A 16,342-nucleotide genomic window follows, 5' to 3' on the forward strand; every position below is an offset into this window, starting at 1 on the left:
TTGTGCGAGCGCGTTGCCTACGGTTTGGCAGCATGTGCCGTCAGCACTGCGACCAAGCGTTCCAAGATGGGATGAAATCCCTTGAAATTTATGCCGGCCTGACCTTTCTTAACGATATATTCCGCGAAATAATGCTTACCATATTGTGTCGCGGGGTCGAAACCATCCTTTCCACTAAAAACTTTGGTGCCAAGTTTCGTCTGCAAAACTGCTGGCTCAAAGAAGTCCTCGATAGTCGTCGACTTTCCGCCTAGGCGGGGAATCGCTACAACGTAGAAATTGTCGGCGATATGATAAAACATCTCACTGCCGTCGATAGAACTTTTGCTTTTAGTCGCTTCCTTCACGGAGGAAAATATAGGCTTCGTCCCGTCATCGTTATCAATCAACAGGATTACTGGATTTCGCTTCGATGCGCTGACAAACCCTTTGAATTCGCTACCATACGTTCCGATAAAACTTCGGAAATCTCCGGTCCCGCCCCCCAGGTGCAGAGTCCTGTCTGCCACCTTCGTGTAGTTAAAGAAATTGAGCAGGAGCTTTTTCCCTGACGCTGTCTTTGAAACGAGCTGCGGATACGAATCTGCGAGTTGTCGGAGCGCGCATTTGATATAGACATTGTCCGTCTTGCCTTCGCAGATAACGAAAGGGAGCTCTGGATTAAAGAATTGCGTGTATTGCAAATACCGGCGATATGTGCGAGAAGCTCCGTCCATATCCTTCAGGTCTACCCGGGGAATGCGTTGTTCTCGCTTATCCTTCTTTTCCATCGCGAGCTTCTTTTGCGGAAAGACACGCACACTATCGATGTAACTCAGCATCCCGCGGAGCTGCTCTTTTGTTCCAGCTTCCTCTTTGTATTCCCAAGCACCGGTATCATTTCGGTACAACTTCTTCACCCGAAACTTTTCCGTCTTGACGAATGTATTCACCATTGCCCGAATGCTTCTTACATACTCGCTCGGGACGTTCAGCTTCCTGTTAACGATTACTCCGGTCACGTCCTGTCGGAACCTGTGAAATTGCATTCTCGTTTTACTATGATTCAACTCGAAACGAGAGTCCTTCACGATTTTCAAGAGTGATTTTCCTGGAGCCCATTCGTTAGAGTCGCCGATTCGCGAAGCAATCGACGTCGGAAACTCCTTTCGGTTTGTCGAAAATGTTAGGTCATCCGCATATCGCGAGTAGTAACAATCGTGGCGCGCGGCCAATTCCGCCATCCGCACATCAAGAATATGAGCGACAAGATTAGAAATTGCGGGTGAACAAGGGCTGCCTTGCGGCAAAACCTTGTTGTGACAAGCTATCTGCGCCAATATCCTCGCGATAACCGGGTCCAGCGTGAAGTATCGATTTTTCGCAAAAAAACCTATGATTCGACCGAAATGAATCGTACCAAAAAAATTACTCAGGTCGACGTTGAATACGTATCTCTTCCCACGGTGCACTGTGGCGTTTGTCAAGATTGAATGATTTTTCCGAAAACCATGGGAAAATTTATTCCTTTTCCCCCGCTCGGTCTCAATTTCCTCGGCACAGTTGGCCAGCAACTCAGAAACGCGGGCCTGGAGAAGTTTCAACTCCTTGACCGGCGCGCTAATAGTCCGAGTTCCACCGCTTCGTTTAGCAATCGGAAAATCTATGTACTTAGACCCGTCGGCTATTCCGTACACAACATATGCAAGGCCTTTTGGCTCATATCCCAACAACCTTGCAAGTCCGTGAAGCGACTTCTGTGAGCGCAGCTGCGCGATATGAGTAGGCTTTGTCATTCGGCATAAGAGATGAGTGTCTGCGGACACTCTTTGGCAACGTATCATCCGCGAAACGGTCGCTACGAAATGCGAGGGCAGCGCCTCTGCGCATTACTTCCATTTATCGCGAAGCGCGATAATAAATCTATCCGCAGACGCCGAGAAACATATCATGTTCCAGGCCCAAGCGAAAGTCAGCGTCGAATAAAAATGAGCAAGGCGGACGGGAATTAGAGCTAGTCAATGCCTTGCGCAAGGACCGTAAGCTGATTTCTACGCACGACGGCATGACCGTACGTAGCGACGGCGAGGAATGGGCCCTTGATTTCGGTCAGGAGCTGCGGATGATTTACGCTACGTTGAAGATGGGCGGTGTCGACACCGCGCGAGTCAGCAGTAGGCACGTGTCGGGTCGGCCCAGTTGAGCCGGGCAACAATAGAAGCGATACAGGGCCTCAAAGGTAGACCGATGCAAACTGACCAATACCGCGGATACATGTTGTGGGGCCATGCCATCCTGCAGCAGGAAGACGTCGTGCGCCAGGAACGATTCTCCGGAAGCGGCACAATCATGCGCGACTCGAAGGTTGTAGTGGCGTCTGGAGTGCTTGGCGTGTTCAACACTGACGAAGAGGCAGAATCGGCCGGCCTTTCTTGGTGTCGCGCGTGGGTCGATAACCACGGCTAGCGCTTCGCCGTCTTGTCTACGGCGGGGGTACCAGGTGCTGGTGGATACAGCCGCTTTCTCATGCAGACCGCAGTACTTGGACAAAGCTGCGCGAACTGCGTGCTGGTCCGAATTCCCGTTGGCGCACTGGGGCGGGCGTCGAGTGCATAGCCAGCCCGCCGAAAAAATTCAGCCGCCGTCGTCGTGAGCAGCCATAACTCCAATATGCCGGTGGCGAGCGCCATGTCTTCCGCATGTGCGAGCAGAGTGCTTCCCAGTCCAGCCTTGCGCTCACGCCCCGCAACCGCCAGCGACCGCAGCAGCGCGTCAGGTCCAAACCTCTCTAGGCCAACGCTGCCAACCACTGACCCGTGGGCGTCTTCTGCGACGACGAAATCGCGCAACAGGTCGCGTGTTGCGTCGGAAGTGGGCAACTCATTCTCTGCGAGCAAAGCCGCAATGGCATCGAGGTCGTCGCTTCGCGCGGGACGTATCTTCATAGTCATTGTCTTTCGCGATTTGGAAGCGACATCAGGTAGCTCTTGTTGCCGTGACGGCTGAGGCGAACTGCCACAAAGAACGCGATTGCTGACAGTATCGAAACAAGAAGCACGGTCCACTCAACAGCTACGTAGCCGCGAGTGAAGCTCCAGATACTGGCCGCGGCAATCGGCGCAATTCCCTTGGCGACGTTCGACGGGAACGAAAGCATGCCGCTAACTGCGCCGTAGCCTTCGGTCCACATCAGGTCTTGAACGATGGTGCCGCGGAGAATTGTCATCATGCCATTCGCAGCGCCGTAGCAGAGCGCGAATAGCCATAGCAACGTTGCCGAGTGACCAGCACTTATCAAGACTATGGTCGAGAGCGGGAAAAGCGTCACGATGATGATACCGACAGTACTAACATGCGCCGTTCGACCGAAGGCGAACCAGACGGCCCGTGCGGCTACCTGAGCCGGACCGATGAGCGCCATGGTCGCTACCAGCACAGCGTTTGACACGCCGCGCTCGACCATGAGCGGCACCAGATGAAATGTGAGCGCCGCAAACGTCGCGTAGTAGGCGGTGAAGCAGACGGCGAGCGCCCAGAAAGTTGGCGAACGAAGCGCGCGGCGCGTAGCTGCATCGTTCGCCAGTTTGACCTCGCCACTGGTCGGCCGTAATCCCGCGTCAGCCTTCGACGAACGGATTGCCAGCAAGTGAATAGGAAGGCAGACGAGGAGGTTCAGTGCGGCCAGGACAACAAGCGACGTGCGCCAACCGGCCGAGCCAACCAGGAATTGGGTCAACGGAATAAAGACCGTGCTGGCGAACCCGGCTACCAACGTAATCAGCGTGATTTTGTTACGGAAGCTTCGTGGATAACGGTGCGTTACAACTGCGAAGACAGGGTCATAGAAGGTGGCAGCCATCGAAATCCCGAGGCCTATCCATACAACGAAGAGGACCATCAGCGAATGCGCGCCTGCCCAGAGCAATAGCATGGCCGCGGCGATGAACGACCCGATGGCCATGATGCGACGCCCCAATCCATGGTCAATCCAGCGCCCGATGGGATAGGCAGCGAACCCTGAAACCAGTAACCCTACCGAGAGCGCGGCGTTCATCGCCGTCCGGCTCCAGCCCATGGTCTGCTCCATGGGCACGACAAGCAAGGAGAATGAGTAGTAGACGGAGCCCCACGACACGAGCTGCGCGAGCGCCAATGCCCAAGTGGTGAGCGTCGCCGACGTGTCTGCCGGCTTATTCGACTTCGCCGTCGTCGCTGTCTGCGGTGTCTGCATCGTGCTCATGGGTCATTGCCGCGCTGGTCAGAGCGGCCGCTAAAGCGGGTGCCCTTTCTTTTCGCTCGCTGTATCGGTCCGTCAGGTAGTCAGAGCGGTCCCGTACGAGTAACGTGAACTTGTACAGTTCCTCCATAACGTCGACGACGCGGTCGTAGTAGGACGATGGCTTCATGCGCCCATCTGCTTCAAATTCCTGATATGCCTTCGCTACCGACGACTGATTCGGGATGGTCACCATACGCATCCACCGGCCAAGGAGGCGCAGCGCGTTGACAGCGTTGAAAGATTGTGAGCCGCCGCAAACCTGCATCACCGCGAGCGTGCGGCCTTGGGTCGGACGGATGCCGCCGATTTCCAATGGCAGCCAGTCAATCTGGTTCTTGAATACAGCCGTCAACGTCCCGTGGCGCTCGGGGCTGCACCACACCTGACCTTCGGACCACTCCGACAGCTTCCGAAGCTCGACAACCTTCGGATGGTCAGCTGGGACACTATCCGCGATAGGGAGGACGCGTGGGTCGAAGACTTTCGTCTCAGCACCAAGGTGCTGCAGAATTCGCTCAGCCTCCAGCGTCAGCAGGCGGCTGTAAGAAGTCGGTCGCAGTGAGCCATACAGCAGCAGGATTCTAGGTGCGTGGGTTGAGACGGCACGCGGCTCCAGCTTCTCTGTGTCCGGCGGGTCTAGCAATGGCAGGGTGACGTTACGAATGTTCGATGACATCAGCGAATCCTTCGGCCGTCGGCGTTAGCCACGCGTTCGCCGTCTTCCTTCGTGAATTCGCCCTGTTGCGGACTCGGAAGAATGTTGAGAACCACTTCGGATGGCCTGCACATCCGAACGCCGAGTGGCGTGACCACAAAGGGCCGATTGATTAGAATCGGGTGCGCGAGCATCGCGTCCAGCAACTGGCCGTCTGTCAGTGCTACGTCTGACAGACCAAGCTCTGCGTAGGGCGTACCCTTCTCACGAATGGCTTCACGAACCGTCAATCCGGCCGACGAAATCAAGCTCTGGAGCTGTTCGCGGGTCGGAGGATGTTCGAGATACTCGATGACTTCCGGCTCAACGCCGGCATTTCGAATCATCGCCAGCGTATTGCGCGACGTGCCGCATGCAGGGTTGTGATAGATAGTGACGCTCATTTTTTTGCCTCCTCAGTTTGTGCGCGCTTCATACCAGTCCTGGGACCGGTTGACGATGCCCACTACGAGCAGCATCACTGGTACTTCAATCAGCACGCCAACGGCTGTTGCCAGCGCGGCACCAGACTGGAATCCGAACAGGCTAATGGCAGTCGCGACAGCCAGTTCGAAGAAATTGCTTGCGCCAATCAGGCTCGACGGACCAGCCACGCAGTGAGCGACGCCGAGCCGGCGATTCAGGACGTATGCCAGACCAGAATTCAGAAATACCTGGATTAGGATGGGCACCGCGAGCATCACGATAACAAGCGGTTCTTTGACAATGGACTGTCCCTGAAAGGCGAAGAGCAAAACCAAGGTGCCAAGCAAAGCGCAGATTGAATACGGGCCGAGCGCAGATACGACACGCTGAAAGTGAGCCTCACCCCGGGCAAGCAATACTCGGCGCATCAGCTGCGCAATGATGACCGGAATGATGATGTACAGGCCGACCGACGTAATCAGCGTGTCCCAAGGCACGGTGATAGCGGATAAACCAAGCAAGAGCGCGACGATTGGCGCGAACGCGACAATCATGATGGCGTCGTTAAGCGCGACCTGAGACAGCGTGAAGTACGGGTCACCCTTGCAAAGCTGCGACCAAACGAAAACCATTGCGGTGCACGGCGCGGCTGCCAGCAAAATCAGGCCGGCAACGTAGCTGTCGAGTTGCGCTGCCGGTAGGTACGGCGCAAACACGTGCCGCACGAATATCCAACCAAGCAGTGCCATGGAAAACGGCTTCACAAGCCAGTTCACGAACAGCGTTACTCCGATTCCGCGCCAGTGTCCTTTAACCTGCGCCATCGCTCCGAAGTCAATCTTGACCAGCATCGGGATAATCATCACCCAGATGAGCACACCAACTGGAATGTTGACGTGCGCAACTTCCATGCGGCCCATGGATTCGAACACGGTCGGCAACCACTGACCGAGCACTATGCCGCCGACGATACACAACGCTACCCACACAGTAAGGTAGCGTTCGAAGAAGCCAATAGCGGCAGGTCGACTGGCCGCCGTAACGTTTTCAGCGCTGCTCATTTGCTTCCCTTGGCAGCCCGTCGCCAACCGCGCTCACGCATGCTTCGGAATCCATCTCAGCTGAGCCTGCTGGGCCACAACAGGCAGCCTGCGCGGCAGGTTCAGGGTCATCTCGCGACTGACCATATGTGGGCGCAGCTTCCAGCGTGCGAAACGTTTCCCAGGCAACGCCTTGCGGGTCGACGGTCCACGACTTGTCCGACTTCGCGTAGCAGCATGTTGTGGCAGCCTGGTCGGATGCTGGCAATTCTGCCTTTGCGAACGAGCCGCGCATCTCGACAAGTTCTTCGTCGGTCTCGACCTGGATGCCGAGGTGGTCGACGCCAAACTTCGCTCCTCGCTGCGAGATAGCAAAGTTGACCTTTGGGTCGCTTAGTTCCCATTTGCAGTAGTCGTCTTTTCGAACGTTTGGTGCAGCTCCGCCGAACATAGCGGTGTAGAACGAAATGCTTTTTTCGAGGCTCTCAACGGCAACGTGGATGTGCATACGCTTCATGGTTTGTCTCCACAGCATTGCGGCGATGGCGGCACTGAGCAGTCAGCGCCAGCACAGCAGTTCTCAGTAAGAAAGCCGATGAGCCCGTTCATTGACTCGAAATTGGCCGAGTAAAAGATAAAACGACCATCTTGGCGGGCAGCAACCAACTCCGCGTGCGAAAGGTCCTTCAGGTGGAAGGACAGGCTGGACGGCGAGAGCCCCAATTTCTGCGCGATTTCGCCGGCCGGAAGTCCATCCGGACCAGCCACGACAAGAGAACGGAAAATCGCAAGCCGCGATTCATGAGCCAAGGCGCTTAGCGCGCGTACAACGAGGTTCGTATCCATGAGAAACATCATAGTCGCATCATTTTCATATTTCAAGTATTATCGAAACGTAGAGAAAAGCTGCGACCTCAAGAGAGTAGTCACGCGTGCCGGTCGGTAAGGGTAGCGACTGCAATGGTCATGGGCTTCGCTGGCTACGGCGTCAGCCTGGTTCTCTTTGTTGTCGCCGTGCGAAATCTCGGAACCGCCCGAACCGGCGCGTATTTTTCTGTCGCCCCGGTATTCGGCGTCGCCTTGTCGCTAATCCTTTGGCCCGAGGTGCCATCACTGTCGTTCTGGATTGCTGCGGTGCTCATGGCTTTAGGAATATGGCTTCATATCCGTGAGCGGCATGAGCATCCCCGCACTCACGATGTTCTGGACCATAACCATCGACACCGGCACGACGAGCACCATCAATACACGCACGATTTTGAGTGGGACGGGAAGGAACCTCATACACACCCGCATCAGCACGCGCCTATTACCCATACGCACGCGCATTTCCCTGATATTCACCACCGCCATATCCATTGACGCGCCGGACACAGGAACGGACGATGCCGTCTGACGTGTCGCAGCGTAGGCAGCATCGGTGACTGATTCAGGTGAGAAATATCTCAGTAGACAAACAGTTTAAGTGCGAGTCCGACTACACCGGAAGCAAGCACGACCGGTATCACCCCGACCTTGAACCGGAACAGCGCAATCCCGGCAACCACACCGATTAGCAACGAGGGCCATTCGAATCCGCCTTGGATGCCATGTGGCCACAACACGTGAAGCGCGAAAAATACGGCGAGGTTCACGATGACGCCGACCACGGCGGAAGTGATGGCTGTCAAGGGCGCAGTAAATTTGAGATTGCCGTGAGTCGTCTCGATGAAGGGTCCGCCGAGGAGAATGAACAAGAAAGACGGCAGGAACGTAAAGAACGTCACCACGACGGATGCAGCGACAGCGGAAGCGAAGATTGCGTCCGGTCCGAACACAGCCTTGGTCCAGCCACCCACGAACCCGACGAAGGAAACGACCATGATGAGTGGTCCAGGTGTCGTCTCTCCAAGCGCCAAGCCATCTATCATTTGTGACCCGGTAAGCCAGTGGTAGTTATCGACGGCGCCTTGGTACACATACGGCAACACGGCATACGCGCCCCCGAAAGTGAGTAAAGCGGCTTTCGTGAAGAACCATGCCATTTGAGTAAGCGTTCCGGTCCAGCCATACATAAGCGAAAGCACCGTGATGGCGGCGAGCCAAATCAGCATGAAGACCGCAAGCACGACCGTGAACCGCTTCCATGTAAAGAGCGCATGCCGCGGGGTGGGGGTGTCGTCGTCAAGAAGTGCGGGTCCAAGCCCTTTGTCGCCCGACTTGTGTCCGCCCCCGACGACGAATCTGGACGGAGCGTATTTACCTCCGAAGTGACCAATGATGCCGGCTACCAGGACGATGAGAGGGAACGGGACATTGGCTACGAAGATAGCGAGGAATGCCGCAGTTGCAATAGACCACAGCCAGGCGTTCTTCAATGCGCGAGAGCCAATTCTGTACGCCGCGAAGACAACTATGGCCGTGACCGCCGGCTTAATGCCGTAAAGCACGCCTGCGACGGCCGGAACACTGCCGAACGCCATGTAGACCCAAGACAGCCCTATCAATATGAAAAGTGACGGCAGGACGAAGAGGCCGCCTGCGATTACGCCACCCCAGGTCCGGTGCATTAGCCAACCGATGTAGGTAGCGAGCTGCTGCGCCTCAGGTCCGGGAAGCACCATGCAATAGTTCAATGCATGCAGGAATCGCTTCTCGGAAATCCAGCGTTTCCGCTCGACCAGGTCCTGATGCATGATGGCTATCTGACCGGCTGGCCCCCCGAAGCTGATAAAGCCAAGCTTGAGCCAGTACCAAAACGCCTGGCGGAAGGTTACCGACTCGACGGCCTCAATGCGCTGATTGCTCATTTCGTTATCTGGTGCCAGTTGACCTTGTTGCACTTGAAGCTCCGAATGCTTCAACTTGCGATTTGATATTCAACGGTATGCCGGTACATCGGCGGCGTCACTCCAGACGGGTGTTGTAAATCGCGTGAGCGCTGACTGCGACACCGGTTTCCACGGCGATTGGCGACGCACACTGTGAATGAAAAAAGCTACTGCGAAACCATTGAGAGGCCCGTTCACCTCCGTCGCTTGCCTGCCCCCGTTGTCAAAGCATCTGCCGAAATAGCACTTATTTGCTCTGCATTTCGCATAGACTCAAAACCGCCCTTGAAGCGTTCTACTTGAAAGATTTTGTTACAATCAAAAAAAAGCGTTTAATTTCGGGGGCGAGTGTGGCAAAGACCGTCAAACCGAGCGGGAGCACTGGAACGACAACCCTGCCGGCTCCAACACCATGGCCAGGCGCCAATGCTCGGCTCTTGGGACTAGGGGTTGGACTTCCTGTTTCTCCGTTGGGCCGCCTCGCTCAGTTTAGCGCAGCAGAATTCGAAAGATTTACGCTCGAGTGGGCTACGGACTACTTCGCGAAACAAACTAATGTGTTTGAGGTTCAAGCGCGGGGAGGCTCTGGGGATAAAGGTCGAGACATTATCGTGTGGCTCGATTCCGCAACTAAGACTCCACGGCGCTGGCAGCTTTATCAATGCAAGCACTACGATGCAAAGCTCGGCCTGTCCAAAGCGGGTATCGAAATAGCGAAAGTTCTGTACTACACGCACATCGGCGACTACACCCCACCTGAAAGCTATTACTTTGTGACGCACAAAGGCGTCACCTCGCCATTCCAAGACTTGCTCGACGCGCCAGAAAGTCTTAAGAATGAAATGATTGTTACTTGGAATTCCTACTCGAAGGCTATAACCTCGAAGGAGACCATTGCGCTTTCTGCTGAGCTCAAAGCGCATATCTTGAATTTCGATTTCAGCGTCTTTGCCGCCAAGCAGCCACATGACTTGCTTGCGGAGCATGCGCAGACCAAATATCACCTGACGGTGTTCGGCGCTCCATTGGTGAATAGGCCGCCGCCGCCCCCTCCTCCATCGACAGTTGCAGCAATCGAGGCGAAGTACATTGGACAACTGTATCGCGTCATCGGCAATGACATTCGCACCGAAGTTGGCAGCGCCGAAGACTTCAAGCACAGCCCGTATCACGCCCGTATGTTCGAGCGTTCGCGGTTAACCTTCTACAGCGCAGAGGGCCTGAAAGAGGTGGCGCGAGACCAGATGGCAGACCAGGCATATTTCGATACTTTGCTGACCGAGTTCTCCGACGGGCTGTACTACCAATACACCGAGCCCAATGGAACTCCGATTGAGCGCCTGAAGGCGACGGTAAGCGCCGCGCAGAGCATCCAACTTGGGTCACACCCGCTCAAGCCGCATGTCAGCAGCAAAGACCGTGAAGGCATGTGCCATCAGATGGCAAACGAAGAACGCCTCGATTGGTGCAATCCATGAACAGTGCGGACAATCCAATCCGAACGCCTCAAGTTCGCCCGTTTAATTCAGCCCTAGAGTACGGGTTCCGGACGCTGTTCATCCTGAAGGCGGCACACGGTCATGCAATGGACCTCCAGCGACTCGTATCCTACGACTACCTGCTCGTCCACTCCGGTGACGTGGATGATGGCCCAGCCAGCTTGCATCCGGCGATGCCCCATCGAGGCACGGAGCTGCTCGTGAAGCGCAACGTCATCCACGCTGGGCTGACCCAGATGCTGGCGAAGGAATTGATTGAAATTGTCTTTGCCCCTCAAGGCTTCTTGTACCGGGCTACCGATATGACTGCCGCGTTCATCAAGCTACTGAAATCTGCCTACGCGCACGAGTTGGGCGCGAGAGCGAACTGGATAGTCGACCGGTTTGGTCGTTACACCGACCAAGAGCTCGAGGCCTTCATGGCGCAAAACGTGGGACGATGGGGCACAGAATTCGACCGCCTCACCGCCGTTGATTTACTGGAACTTTGACTATGCTTCAAATCCGAAAGATTCTGCTCCGGGGAGCTGGGCTGGAAGACGCCGTCGTCCAGTTCTACAGCGGCGCCAACGTTCTCGCGGGCGAGTCTGACACTGGGAAAAGCTTTCTCCTCGAATGCATCAACTTCATCCTCGGAGCGGACAAGCTGACGCTTGTCGACGAAGCGAAGCCGTACACTCACCTCGCCGTCGAATTCGTGAACTCAAACGATGAAATCATCACATTGGTACGGCCAACCAGTGGCGGCAAACTCACGGCATATCATGTACCGATTGCAGACATTTCAGGTTCCGGACAGTCAATAGCACCAACTAGAAAAGGTAAGAGCAAAGGCCCAGATGTAACGTCGGTCCTTCTGCCATTTGCAGGCATCAAAGAAGCCCGTCTTCGAAGGAATGTTGAGGGTGAGACGCAGCGCTTTACTATCCGGACGATTGAACCACTGTTCCTCGTTGATGAAGTTGCGGTCATCGACCAGCAATCTCCGGTAACAGGAAAGGCTACCTTTGGCGACACAGCCCAGAAACGCGCCCTTTCGTACATCCTGACCGGGATTGACGATGAAAGTGTGGCCGCCGGCGAAAAGAACGAAATCGTGAAAGCCCGCCTGAAGGCGAAGCTCGAACTTGTGAACGAGATGTTGCAGCCGTTGAACGAGCGCTTCGCGTCGCCGGCTGAGTTGAATGTATCGACCGACGATACAGAGCTAGACACGTTGCTTGGTAGCCTGACCGGCGAGCTGGAGAATCTTGCTACCTCTCGGGATGCACTCCAGGAACGGTCGCAAGGAGCAACTCGCAATATCCTGAAAGCTGATTCTCAGCTGCTCGGCATCCGTGAACTTCTTTCGCGGTATCGTCTGCTGGACGAACGATACACCTCCGATTTGGACAGGTTGGACTTCATTTCCGAAAGCTCTTTCTATTTCGACGCACTTCAGGAAGTCCCTTGCCCTGTTTGTGACCAGATAATGGCACCCGGTCACTCGCACAGTCCGGATTCCGCCGCTCGACCAATCCGAGAGTCAGCTGTGGCCGAAGCCGCGAAAATCCACGCGCATCGAACCGACTTAGCGGCGGCGATTCACGACCTTGAGGTTCGTCAAGGCTTGGTCGAAGGTGAAAAAAGCACCATCGACACGGTACTCCAATCGTTGAATACAGAGTTGAATCGCACTTTAGCCCCACGTTTGGAGTTCACGACGCAGCGCCTCGAGCAACTCGTAAGTCGACACACCGAACGAGAGGCTACGCGAGTCGAACGAGAACGTTGGCAAGGTTTGGTTAAACTCCAAAACGACATTAATTCCGCCCTCGCCGAGAGTGGCGCACCGAAGCAAACCTGGGCCGGCATCCCGCCGAAAGAGCTCGGGGAATTTTGCACGGAGATTCAAGCTGTCCTGGTCGAGTGGGCATGGAAAGGAACTCCACGTGTCGAATTCGATGAAAAGGCATTCGACATCGTCGTGGATGGCAAGCCACGTCAGTCTCACGGCAAGGGTGTTCGGGCAATCCTCTACGCGGCCTTCACCATTGGTCTGCTCAGATACGCCGCTATCAACGGCCGGCCGCATCCTGGCGTAATTGTTATCGACTCACCTCTGACTAGCTACAAAAAGAAAAAAGCAGAGTCAGTGAAAGGAGAAAATGGCCAAATTGACGCGGGCATCGAGACGGCTTTCTGGACGTCGCTTGCCAACACGTCAAAAGCTGTGCAGGTCATTGTGATAGAAAACAAAGAGCCGCCAAGCGAAATCGCCGCGGAAGTTCACTATCAGTGGTTCGCAGGCGAGGCTGCGATTGAAGGCGAACGTGCTGGTTTCGTTCCGGCGAAAGCCTGACGTGAACAAGTTACCGTGCTCTCTCATTGACGCTGGCGCGGTCGGCTATCCAATACGCGCCTTTCATTTAAGCGCCCCTCGTCATCCAACTCTTTGGTCAAGCAGCTTAAGCGTCGCGGCCGCCGCGCCTTCTAATCCAACACCATGCGAAGGGCTAACATGGGGCTCCCTAAGATTAATCCGAATGAGCCTGCCCAATGCGTATCGTTCACTGAAACGTCGTACTGTGGGTAGGGATTTTCCGGCGCCGAGTTCAACGACAGTCAGCCTAGAAACGGAACAAATCCAAGCTGCAAATCGCTTCTGTTGCATCTCATACGGCGCATCAACCCACGCCCAATCTGCAAACATCAAAATATTTGGACGTGCGAAGGCGCCGCAGTGCGGACAACGAGGCATTGGGCTTTCGAGTTCGGACGTATCTCCATTCACGAGCGGATGGAATTCCTTGGCCGACCACGTGTCGTTCGCGCAGACATCAATGCATTGAAGAGAGTGAATGGACCCATGGCATTCGTGGACTCGGTCTTCGGAGAACCCGGCTTTTTGGAACTGTCCGTCCACGTTGCTTGTGAAAACGAAAGCGCCACGAGACATGCAGTCCGCCCACCGGCGCAGAATCGCGAAGCCGTCGTGCGGGACAGTCTCACGGTAGAGCTCCAGGCGGTGTCCGTAGAAGCCCCAAGCGAGCTCCGGATGCTCCGCGAACCTTGCAGGGTTTGCCATGTCTTCGAACGAGAGGCCGTGGTGGCGAAGCGCGGGATACGCGCGCCAGAAGCCGTCTCGGCCGCGAAAGTCAGGAAGGCCGGAGTCGACGCCCATTCCTGCGCCGGCGGTGATGAGAAGTCCGTCGGCTTCTCGCAGCCAACCAGCTGCTTTCTCAAGCTTTTCATCTTCCGAATCGGACACCGCTGCTCTCCATTAGATTGCGACCTGTGCGCTGACGTGTATTGCGCTGGTCGCGCATTACACAACTCGAAATTCGACGAGAAAGACACACTGCACGGACAGCCTAAGGCAACAGAATCGGGAATAGCGTTGCCTTGGTTTCCCTTGGCGCCAGCGGTGGTTCGCTGGGAATACCGTAGTGTCTCGACCACTCATCGTTGAAAAACGCAGACGCCTCCTTGAGCACAGTCGCGTTTGAGCGTTTGCCGTCTAACCTGGCGTTCGGCCGAGCTGGTCGCATTCGGCTCATTCTTCGTCATCGGTTGAAGCTTGGTAGGCTTTTGCCGCAGCGCTGGTCGGCCTGATAGTCCAGCACTGACGCCTTCATTACGTATCGGTTGTTCCCCGTTTTGTGGTGAAGCTTGAGTTTTCCTTGCTCGAGCAGCTTCACCACATGTGGACGGGAAACGAATAGCAATGAGGTGACTGATATGAACCCGCTCAGTCACAAGCGCCAAGAGCATGAGATGCTGCCGGTGTGACGCTCTATTGACCTCGTGTCGAAGTCTTCGAAAGTGTCGACAAGCCAGAAGGTGCGTTGCCCAGGCGCAATGCGGATGTCTGCAATCAACTAGCGTCGAGCGCATTGGAGCTTCCGGTCGTCGCTTCCGTGATAATCCGTTAGGCGTGGAGGAAGCGACGGCCGATTAGGCCGTCGGAACGAGACCGTTGCGAGGCGATTTGCTACCGGATTCACTCGTTCAAGAGACGCCGGCTTACGCTTCAGGGTGCCGTCTCCACAATGTCATTAAGCTTCCAACTCTTGTCGAACCAGGGTGCGAGCGGACCATATAGCCGGAAAATCGTTAGCCAGCTCTTTCCAGGAATGGTCTGTACCCAGTTGCTCTCCTTGCCTGCTGGCGCCTTTGGACCGAAGTACAGGTCGACTGAGCCATCGGAATTTTTCGTAAGACCCTTTTCACTCGATAAGCTTGGAAACTGCTGGTCTGTCTGAAGCATCGAGCGCGTTTGGGTGTCGTACAGCACGACCGACCAGAAGTTGTTCACTGGAACGTTGGGCGGCACATGCAACGTATAGTCGTTCGCACCGTCGAATGGCTTGCCGGCTGCATCATAATTCGCCGCTGCGTACTGCGAGCCGATTCCTGGCATGGCGACCGCCATCGCCGGCGTATCGACAGTAGCTGCATAGAAGAACATCGTTCGGGCGTCAAAGTTTCGCGCGCCGTTGTTCAGCCACTCATAGCTGCCCCCAACAAATGGCGTGGTCCAATGTCGGTCGGGATAAATCAGCACTGCCTTGTCGCGATTGGCGAAGTCGATTGCACGCGCGGTCGCGTTACCGACGGCGACTGCGTCGGTGAGAATTTTCGTCATCCTTGCGTCAGGTGCGAAAGGCTTCCCTTTCTCCATCCCAATGGACGCAAACAGTCCGGTCATATCAGGACCGTACGCGCCCGCCGGCTCCTCCTGAATGATTCGATTGACCTCGTCGTAAAACTTGATGTCGTTCGCATGAATAGTGTTCATGACGCGTCCAGACAAATTGACGAAGTTCGTAGGCGGAGGTGAACTGGCTTGCGAGAGTGGATACACGCGCAGGCGCTCCTTCAGGCTCGCGACTCCGGGGCGTGGGTCGCCGTTCTTCATGAACGCCCGACCGAAGAGGAGGTTGCCGAACGTCGGGGACTTCACGATGTAGTACCCGCTCTTCGGCAACTGCCCCTTGTATCCAGGTGGCACAAATAGAAATTTGCCGCCTTTACCCTTGTCAGGACCGGCATTACCAAGGTCGCTCACGTAGCGGAACCAGAAATCGTCGACCACACCGAGGATGTTCGGCGGCGTTTCAACCACTACCGGACCGCTCTTCAGGTCCATCCAGTTCCAGAAATACACGGTCTCGGTGTTCGCAGTCAGGAATAGAGACTTGGAATCCATCAGGGACTCGAACACGCCAACCGTACTGCCGACTGCGCCAACCTCTCGCAGCCCGGTACGCAGAGCGACGAGCGACGCTCCCGGAATACCGTTCAGGAATGCTTCGACTCCACGAGTGAAATCGAGATTGTCATAGACCTTCTGTGCGGTCTCCGTTGTTGGAACACCGTCGACAAAGTTGAGTTGACCAATCCGCGTATCAACCTGGGCAGGGGTTGTGATTTCTTGCGGGATGGGAGTCGTCATCTTGTACGTGGGGGGCGCAGCAAGGGCTGACGTGCCGAGCACAGCGAGAACAACCGCGTATCGACGTCCGCATTTCGGATACTTGTACATAACAGCTCCCGATGTGACTTGTGGAGCGAGACGTTTGGCGCTTGCCATCCAGGCGCCTCGCTTGGATGCTCTGATGTCTCTGATGTCT

16 protein-coding genes are annotated in these 16,342 nt (G+C 55.6%); 5 read left to right on the top strand and 11 right to left on the bottom strand.

Going from position 1 to position 16,342, the window contains the following annotated elements; genetic code table 11:
- Positions 1 to 17: 17 nt before the first annotated feature.
- Positions 18 to 1,775, bottom strand: coding sequence for a retron Ec67 family RNA-directed DNA polymerase/endonuclease (locus PQR27_RS15925; RefSeq protein WP_408524549.1), 1,758 nt, complete (start codon positions 1,773 to 1,775; stop codon positions 18 to 20).
- A gap of 451 nt (positions 1,776 to 2,226) precedes the next feature.
- On the opposite strand from PQR27_RS15925, the gene PQR27_RS15930 reads away from it, so the two are divergent.
- A complete protein-coding gene (locus PQR27_RS15930) occupies positions 2,227 to 2,445 on the top strand; it encodes a hypothetical protein (RefSeq protein WP_408524550.1) in 219 nt (72 codons plus the stop codon).
- Here the strand turns inward: PQR27_RS15930 and arsN2 are convergent.
- The 7 genes from arsN2 to PQR27_RS15965 are packed head-to-tail and all read right to left on the bottom strand — an operon-like array spanning position 2,442 to position 7,264.
- The gene (gene arsN2, locus PQR27_RS15935; protein WP_408524551.1) at positions 2,442 to 2,924 is read right to left on the bottom strand and encodes an arsenic resistance N-acetyltransferase ArsN2; all 483 of its coding nucleotides are present in this window, start codon (positions 2,922 to 2,924) and stop codon (positions 2,442 to 2,444) included. The genes PQR27_RS15930 and arsN2 overlap by 4 nt on opposite strands.
- 2 nt (positions 2,925 to 2,926) lie before the next feature.
- The gene (locus PQR27_RS15940; RefSeq protein WP_408524552.1) at positions 2,927 to 4,219 is read right to left on the bottom strand and encodes an MFS transporter; all 1,293 of its coding nucleotides are present in this window, start codon (positions 4,217 to 4,219) and stop codon (positions 2,927 to 2,929) included.
- Positions 4,170 to 4,934 (bottom strand): arsenical resistance protein ArsH, encoded by a 765-nt coding sequence (arsH, locus tag PQR27_RS15945; RefSeq protein WP_408524553.1) that lies wholly within the window; start codon positions 4,932 to 4,934, stop codon positions 4,170 to 4,172. Before arsH ends, PQR27_RS15940 begins: the two co-directional genes overlap by 50 nt.
- Entirely contained in the window at positions 4,934 to 5,356 is a 423-nt protein-coding gene (arsC, locus tag PQR27_RS15950; protein ID WP_408524554.1) for an arsenate reductase (glutaredoxin), read from the bottom strand. The genes arsH and arsC overlap by 1 nt, the downstream gene beginning before the upstream one ends.
- 12 nt (positions 5,357 to 5,368) lie before the next feature.
- Entirely contained in the window at positions 5,369 to 6,439 is a 1,071-nt protein-coding gene (gene arsB / locus PQR27_RS15955; RefSeq protein WP_408524555.1) for an ACR3 family arsenite efflux transporter, read from the bottom strand.
- On the bottom strand, positions 6,426 to 6,935 hold the full coding sequence (locus PQR27_RS15960) for an ArsI/CadI family heavy metal resistance metalloenzyme (protein WP_408524556.1): 510 nt from the start codon (positions 6,933 to 6,935) through the stop codon (positions 6,426 to 6,428). The genes arsB and PQR27_RS15960 overlap by 14 nt, the downstream gene beginning before the upstream one ends.
- The gene (locus PQR27_RS15965) at positions 6,932 to 7,264 is read right to left on the bottom strand and encodes an ArsR/SmtB family transcription factor (RefSeq protein WP_408524557.1); all 333 of its coding nucleotides are present in this window, start codon (positions 7,262 to 7,264) and stop codon (positions 6,932 to 6,934) included. The genes PQR27_RS15960 and PQR27_RS15965 overlap by 4 nt, the downstream gene beginning before the upstream one ends.
- A 27-nt stretch (positions 7,265 to 7,291) precedes the next feature.
- On the opposite strand from PQR27_RS15965, the gene PQR27_RS15970 reads away from it, so the two are divergent.
- A complete protein-coding gene (locus tag PQR27_RS15970) occupies positions 7,292 to 7,780 on the top strand; it encodes a DMT family transporter (protein WP_459251657.1) in 489 nt (162 codons plus the stop codon).
- Between the two features lie 83 nt (positions 7,781 to 7,863).
- Here the strand turns inward: PQR27_RS15970 and chrA are convergent, their stop codons facing one another.
- Entirely contained in the window at positions 7,864 to 9,207 is a 1,344-nt protein-coding gene (gene chrA / locus PQR27_RS15975) for a chromate efflux transporter (protein ID WP_408525504.1), read from the bottom strand.
- A gap of 632 nt (positions 9,208 to 9,839) precedes the next feature.
- Here chrA and PQR27_RS15980 point away from each other — a divergent pair.
- The 3 genes from PQR27_RS15980 to PQR27_RS15990 are packed head-to-tail and all read left to right on the top strand — an operon-like array spanning position 9,840 to position 13,068.
- Positions 9,840 to 10,706 carry an ABC-three component system protein gene (locus PQR27_RS15980; protein ID WP_408524558.1) on the top strand — a complete coding sequence of 289 codons (867 nt, stop codon included), beginning with the start codon at positions 9,840 to 9,842 and terminating at the stop codon, positions 10,704 to 10,706.
- Positions 10,703 to 11,218: an ABC-three component system middle component 2 gene (locus PQR27_RS15985; RefSeq protein ID WP_165987959.1), complete on the top strand. Its 516-nt coding sequence runs from the start codon at positions 10,703 to 10,705 to the stop codon at positions 11,216 to 11,218. The genes PQR27_RS15980 and PQR27_RS15985 overlap by 4 nt, the downstream gene beginning before the upstream one ends.
- 2 nt (positions 11,219 to 11,220) lie before the next feature.
- On the top strand, positions 11,221 to 13,068 hold the full coding sequence (locus tag PQR27_RS15990) for a hypothetical protein (protein WP_408524559.1): 1,848 nt from the start codon (positions 11,221 to 11,223) through the stop codon (positions 13,066 to 13,068).
- Positions 13,069 to 13,149: 81 nt separating this feature from the next.
- Here the strand turns inward: PQR27_RS15990 and PQR27_RS15995 are convergent, their stop codons facing one another.
- Both PQR27_RS15995 and PQR27_RS16000 read right to left on the bottom strand, forming a co-directional pair.
- The gene (locus PQR27_RS15995; protein ID WP_408525505.1) at positions 13,150 to 13,890 is read right to left on the bottom strand and encodes an SIR2 family NAD-dependent protein deacylase; all 741 of its coding nucleotides are present in this window, start codon (positions 13,888 to 13,890) and stop codon (positions 13,150 to 13,152) included.
- 849 nt (positions 13,891 to 14,739) lie between these two features.
- Complete coding sequence (locus PQR27_RS16000; RefSeq protein WP_408524560.1) at positions 14,740 to 16,254, bottom strand: DUF1254 domain-containing protein; 1,515 nt, start codon at positions 16,252 to 16,254, stop codon at positions 14,740 to 14,742.
- Positions 16,255 to 16,342 lie beyond the last annotated feature (88 nt).

The organism is Paraburkholderia fungorum (assembly GCF_046027215.1).
GTDB lineage: Bacteria > Pseudomonadota > Gammaproteobacteria > Burkholderiales > Burkholderiaceae > Paraburkholderia > Paraburkholderia fungorum_D.

Coding starts and splice junctions, on each gene's coding strand:
- PQR27_RS15925 (WP_408524549.1), bottom strand. CDS start 1,775: ATGACAAAGCCTACTCATATCGCGCAGCTGCGCTCACAGAAGTCGCTT.
- PQR27_RS15930 (WP_408524550.1), top strand. CDS start 2,227: ATGCAAACTGACCAATACCGCGGATACATGTTGTGGGGCCATGCCATC.
- arsN2 (WP_408524551.1), bottom strand. CDS start 2,924: ATGAAGATACGTCCCGCGCGAAGCGACGACCTCGATGCCATTGCGGCT.
- PQR27_RS15940 (WP_408524552.1), bottom strand. CDS start 4,219: ATGAGCACGATGCAGACACCGCAGACAGCGACGACGGCGAAGTCGAAT.
- arsH (WP_408524553.1), bottom strand. CDS start 4,934: ATGTCATCGAACATTCGTAACGTCACCCTGCCATTGCTAGACCCGCCG.
- arsC (WP_408524554.1), bottom strand. CDS start 5,356: ATGAGCGTCACTATCTATCACAACCCTGCATGCGGCACGTCGCGCAAT.
- arsB (WP_408524555.1), bottom strand. CDS start 6,439: ATGAGCAGCGCTGAAAACGTTACGGCGGCCAGTCGACCTGCCGCTATT.
- PQR27_RS15960 (WP_408524556.1), bottom strand. CDS start 6,935: ATGAAGCGTATGCACATCCACGTTGCCGTTGAGAGCCTCGAAAAAAGC.
- PQR27_RS15965 (WP_408524557.1), bottom strand. CDS start 7,264: ATGGATACGAACCTCGTTGTACGCGCGCTAAGCGCCTTGGCTCATGAA.
- chrA (WP_408525504.1), bottom strand. CDS start 9,207: ATGAGCAATCAGCGCATTGAGGCCGTCGAGTCGGTAACCTTCCGCCAG.
- PQR27_RS15985 (WP_165987959.1), top strand. CDS start 10,703: ATGAACAGTGCGGACAATCCAATCCGAACGCCTCAAGTTCGCCCGTTT.
- PQR27_RS15990 (WP_408524559.1), top strand. CDS start 11,221: ATGCTTCAAATCCGAAAGATTCTGCTCCGGGGAGCTGGGCTGGAAGAC.
- PQR27_RS15995 (WP_408525505.1), bottom strand. CDS start 13,890: ATGGGCGTCGACTCCGGCCTTCCTGACTTTCGCGGCCGAGACGGCTTC.
- PQR27_RS16000 (WP_408524560.1), bottom strand. CDS start 16,254: ATGTACAAGTATCCGAAATGCGGACGTCGATACGCGGTTGTTCTCGCT.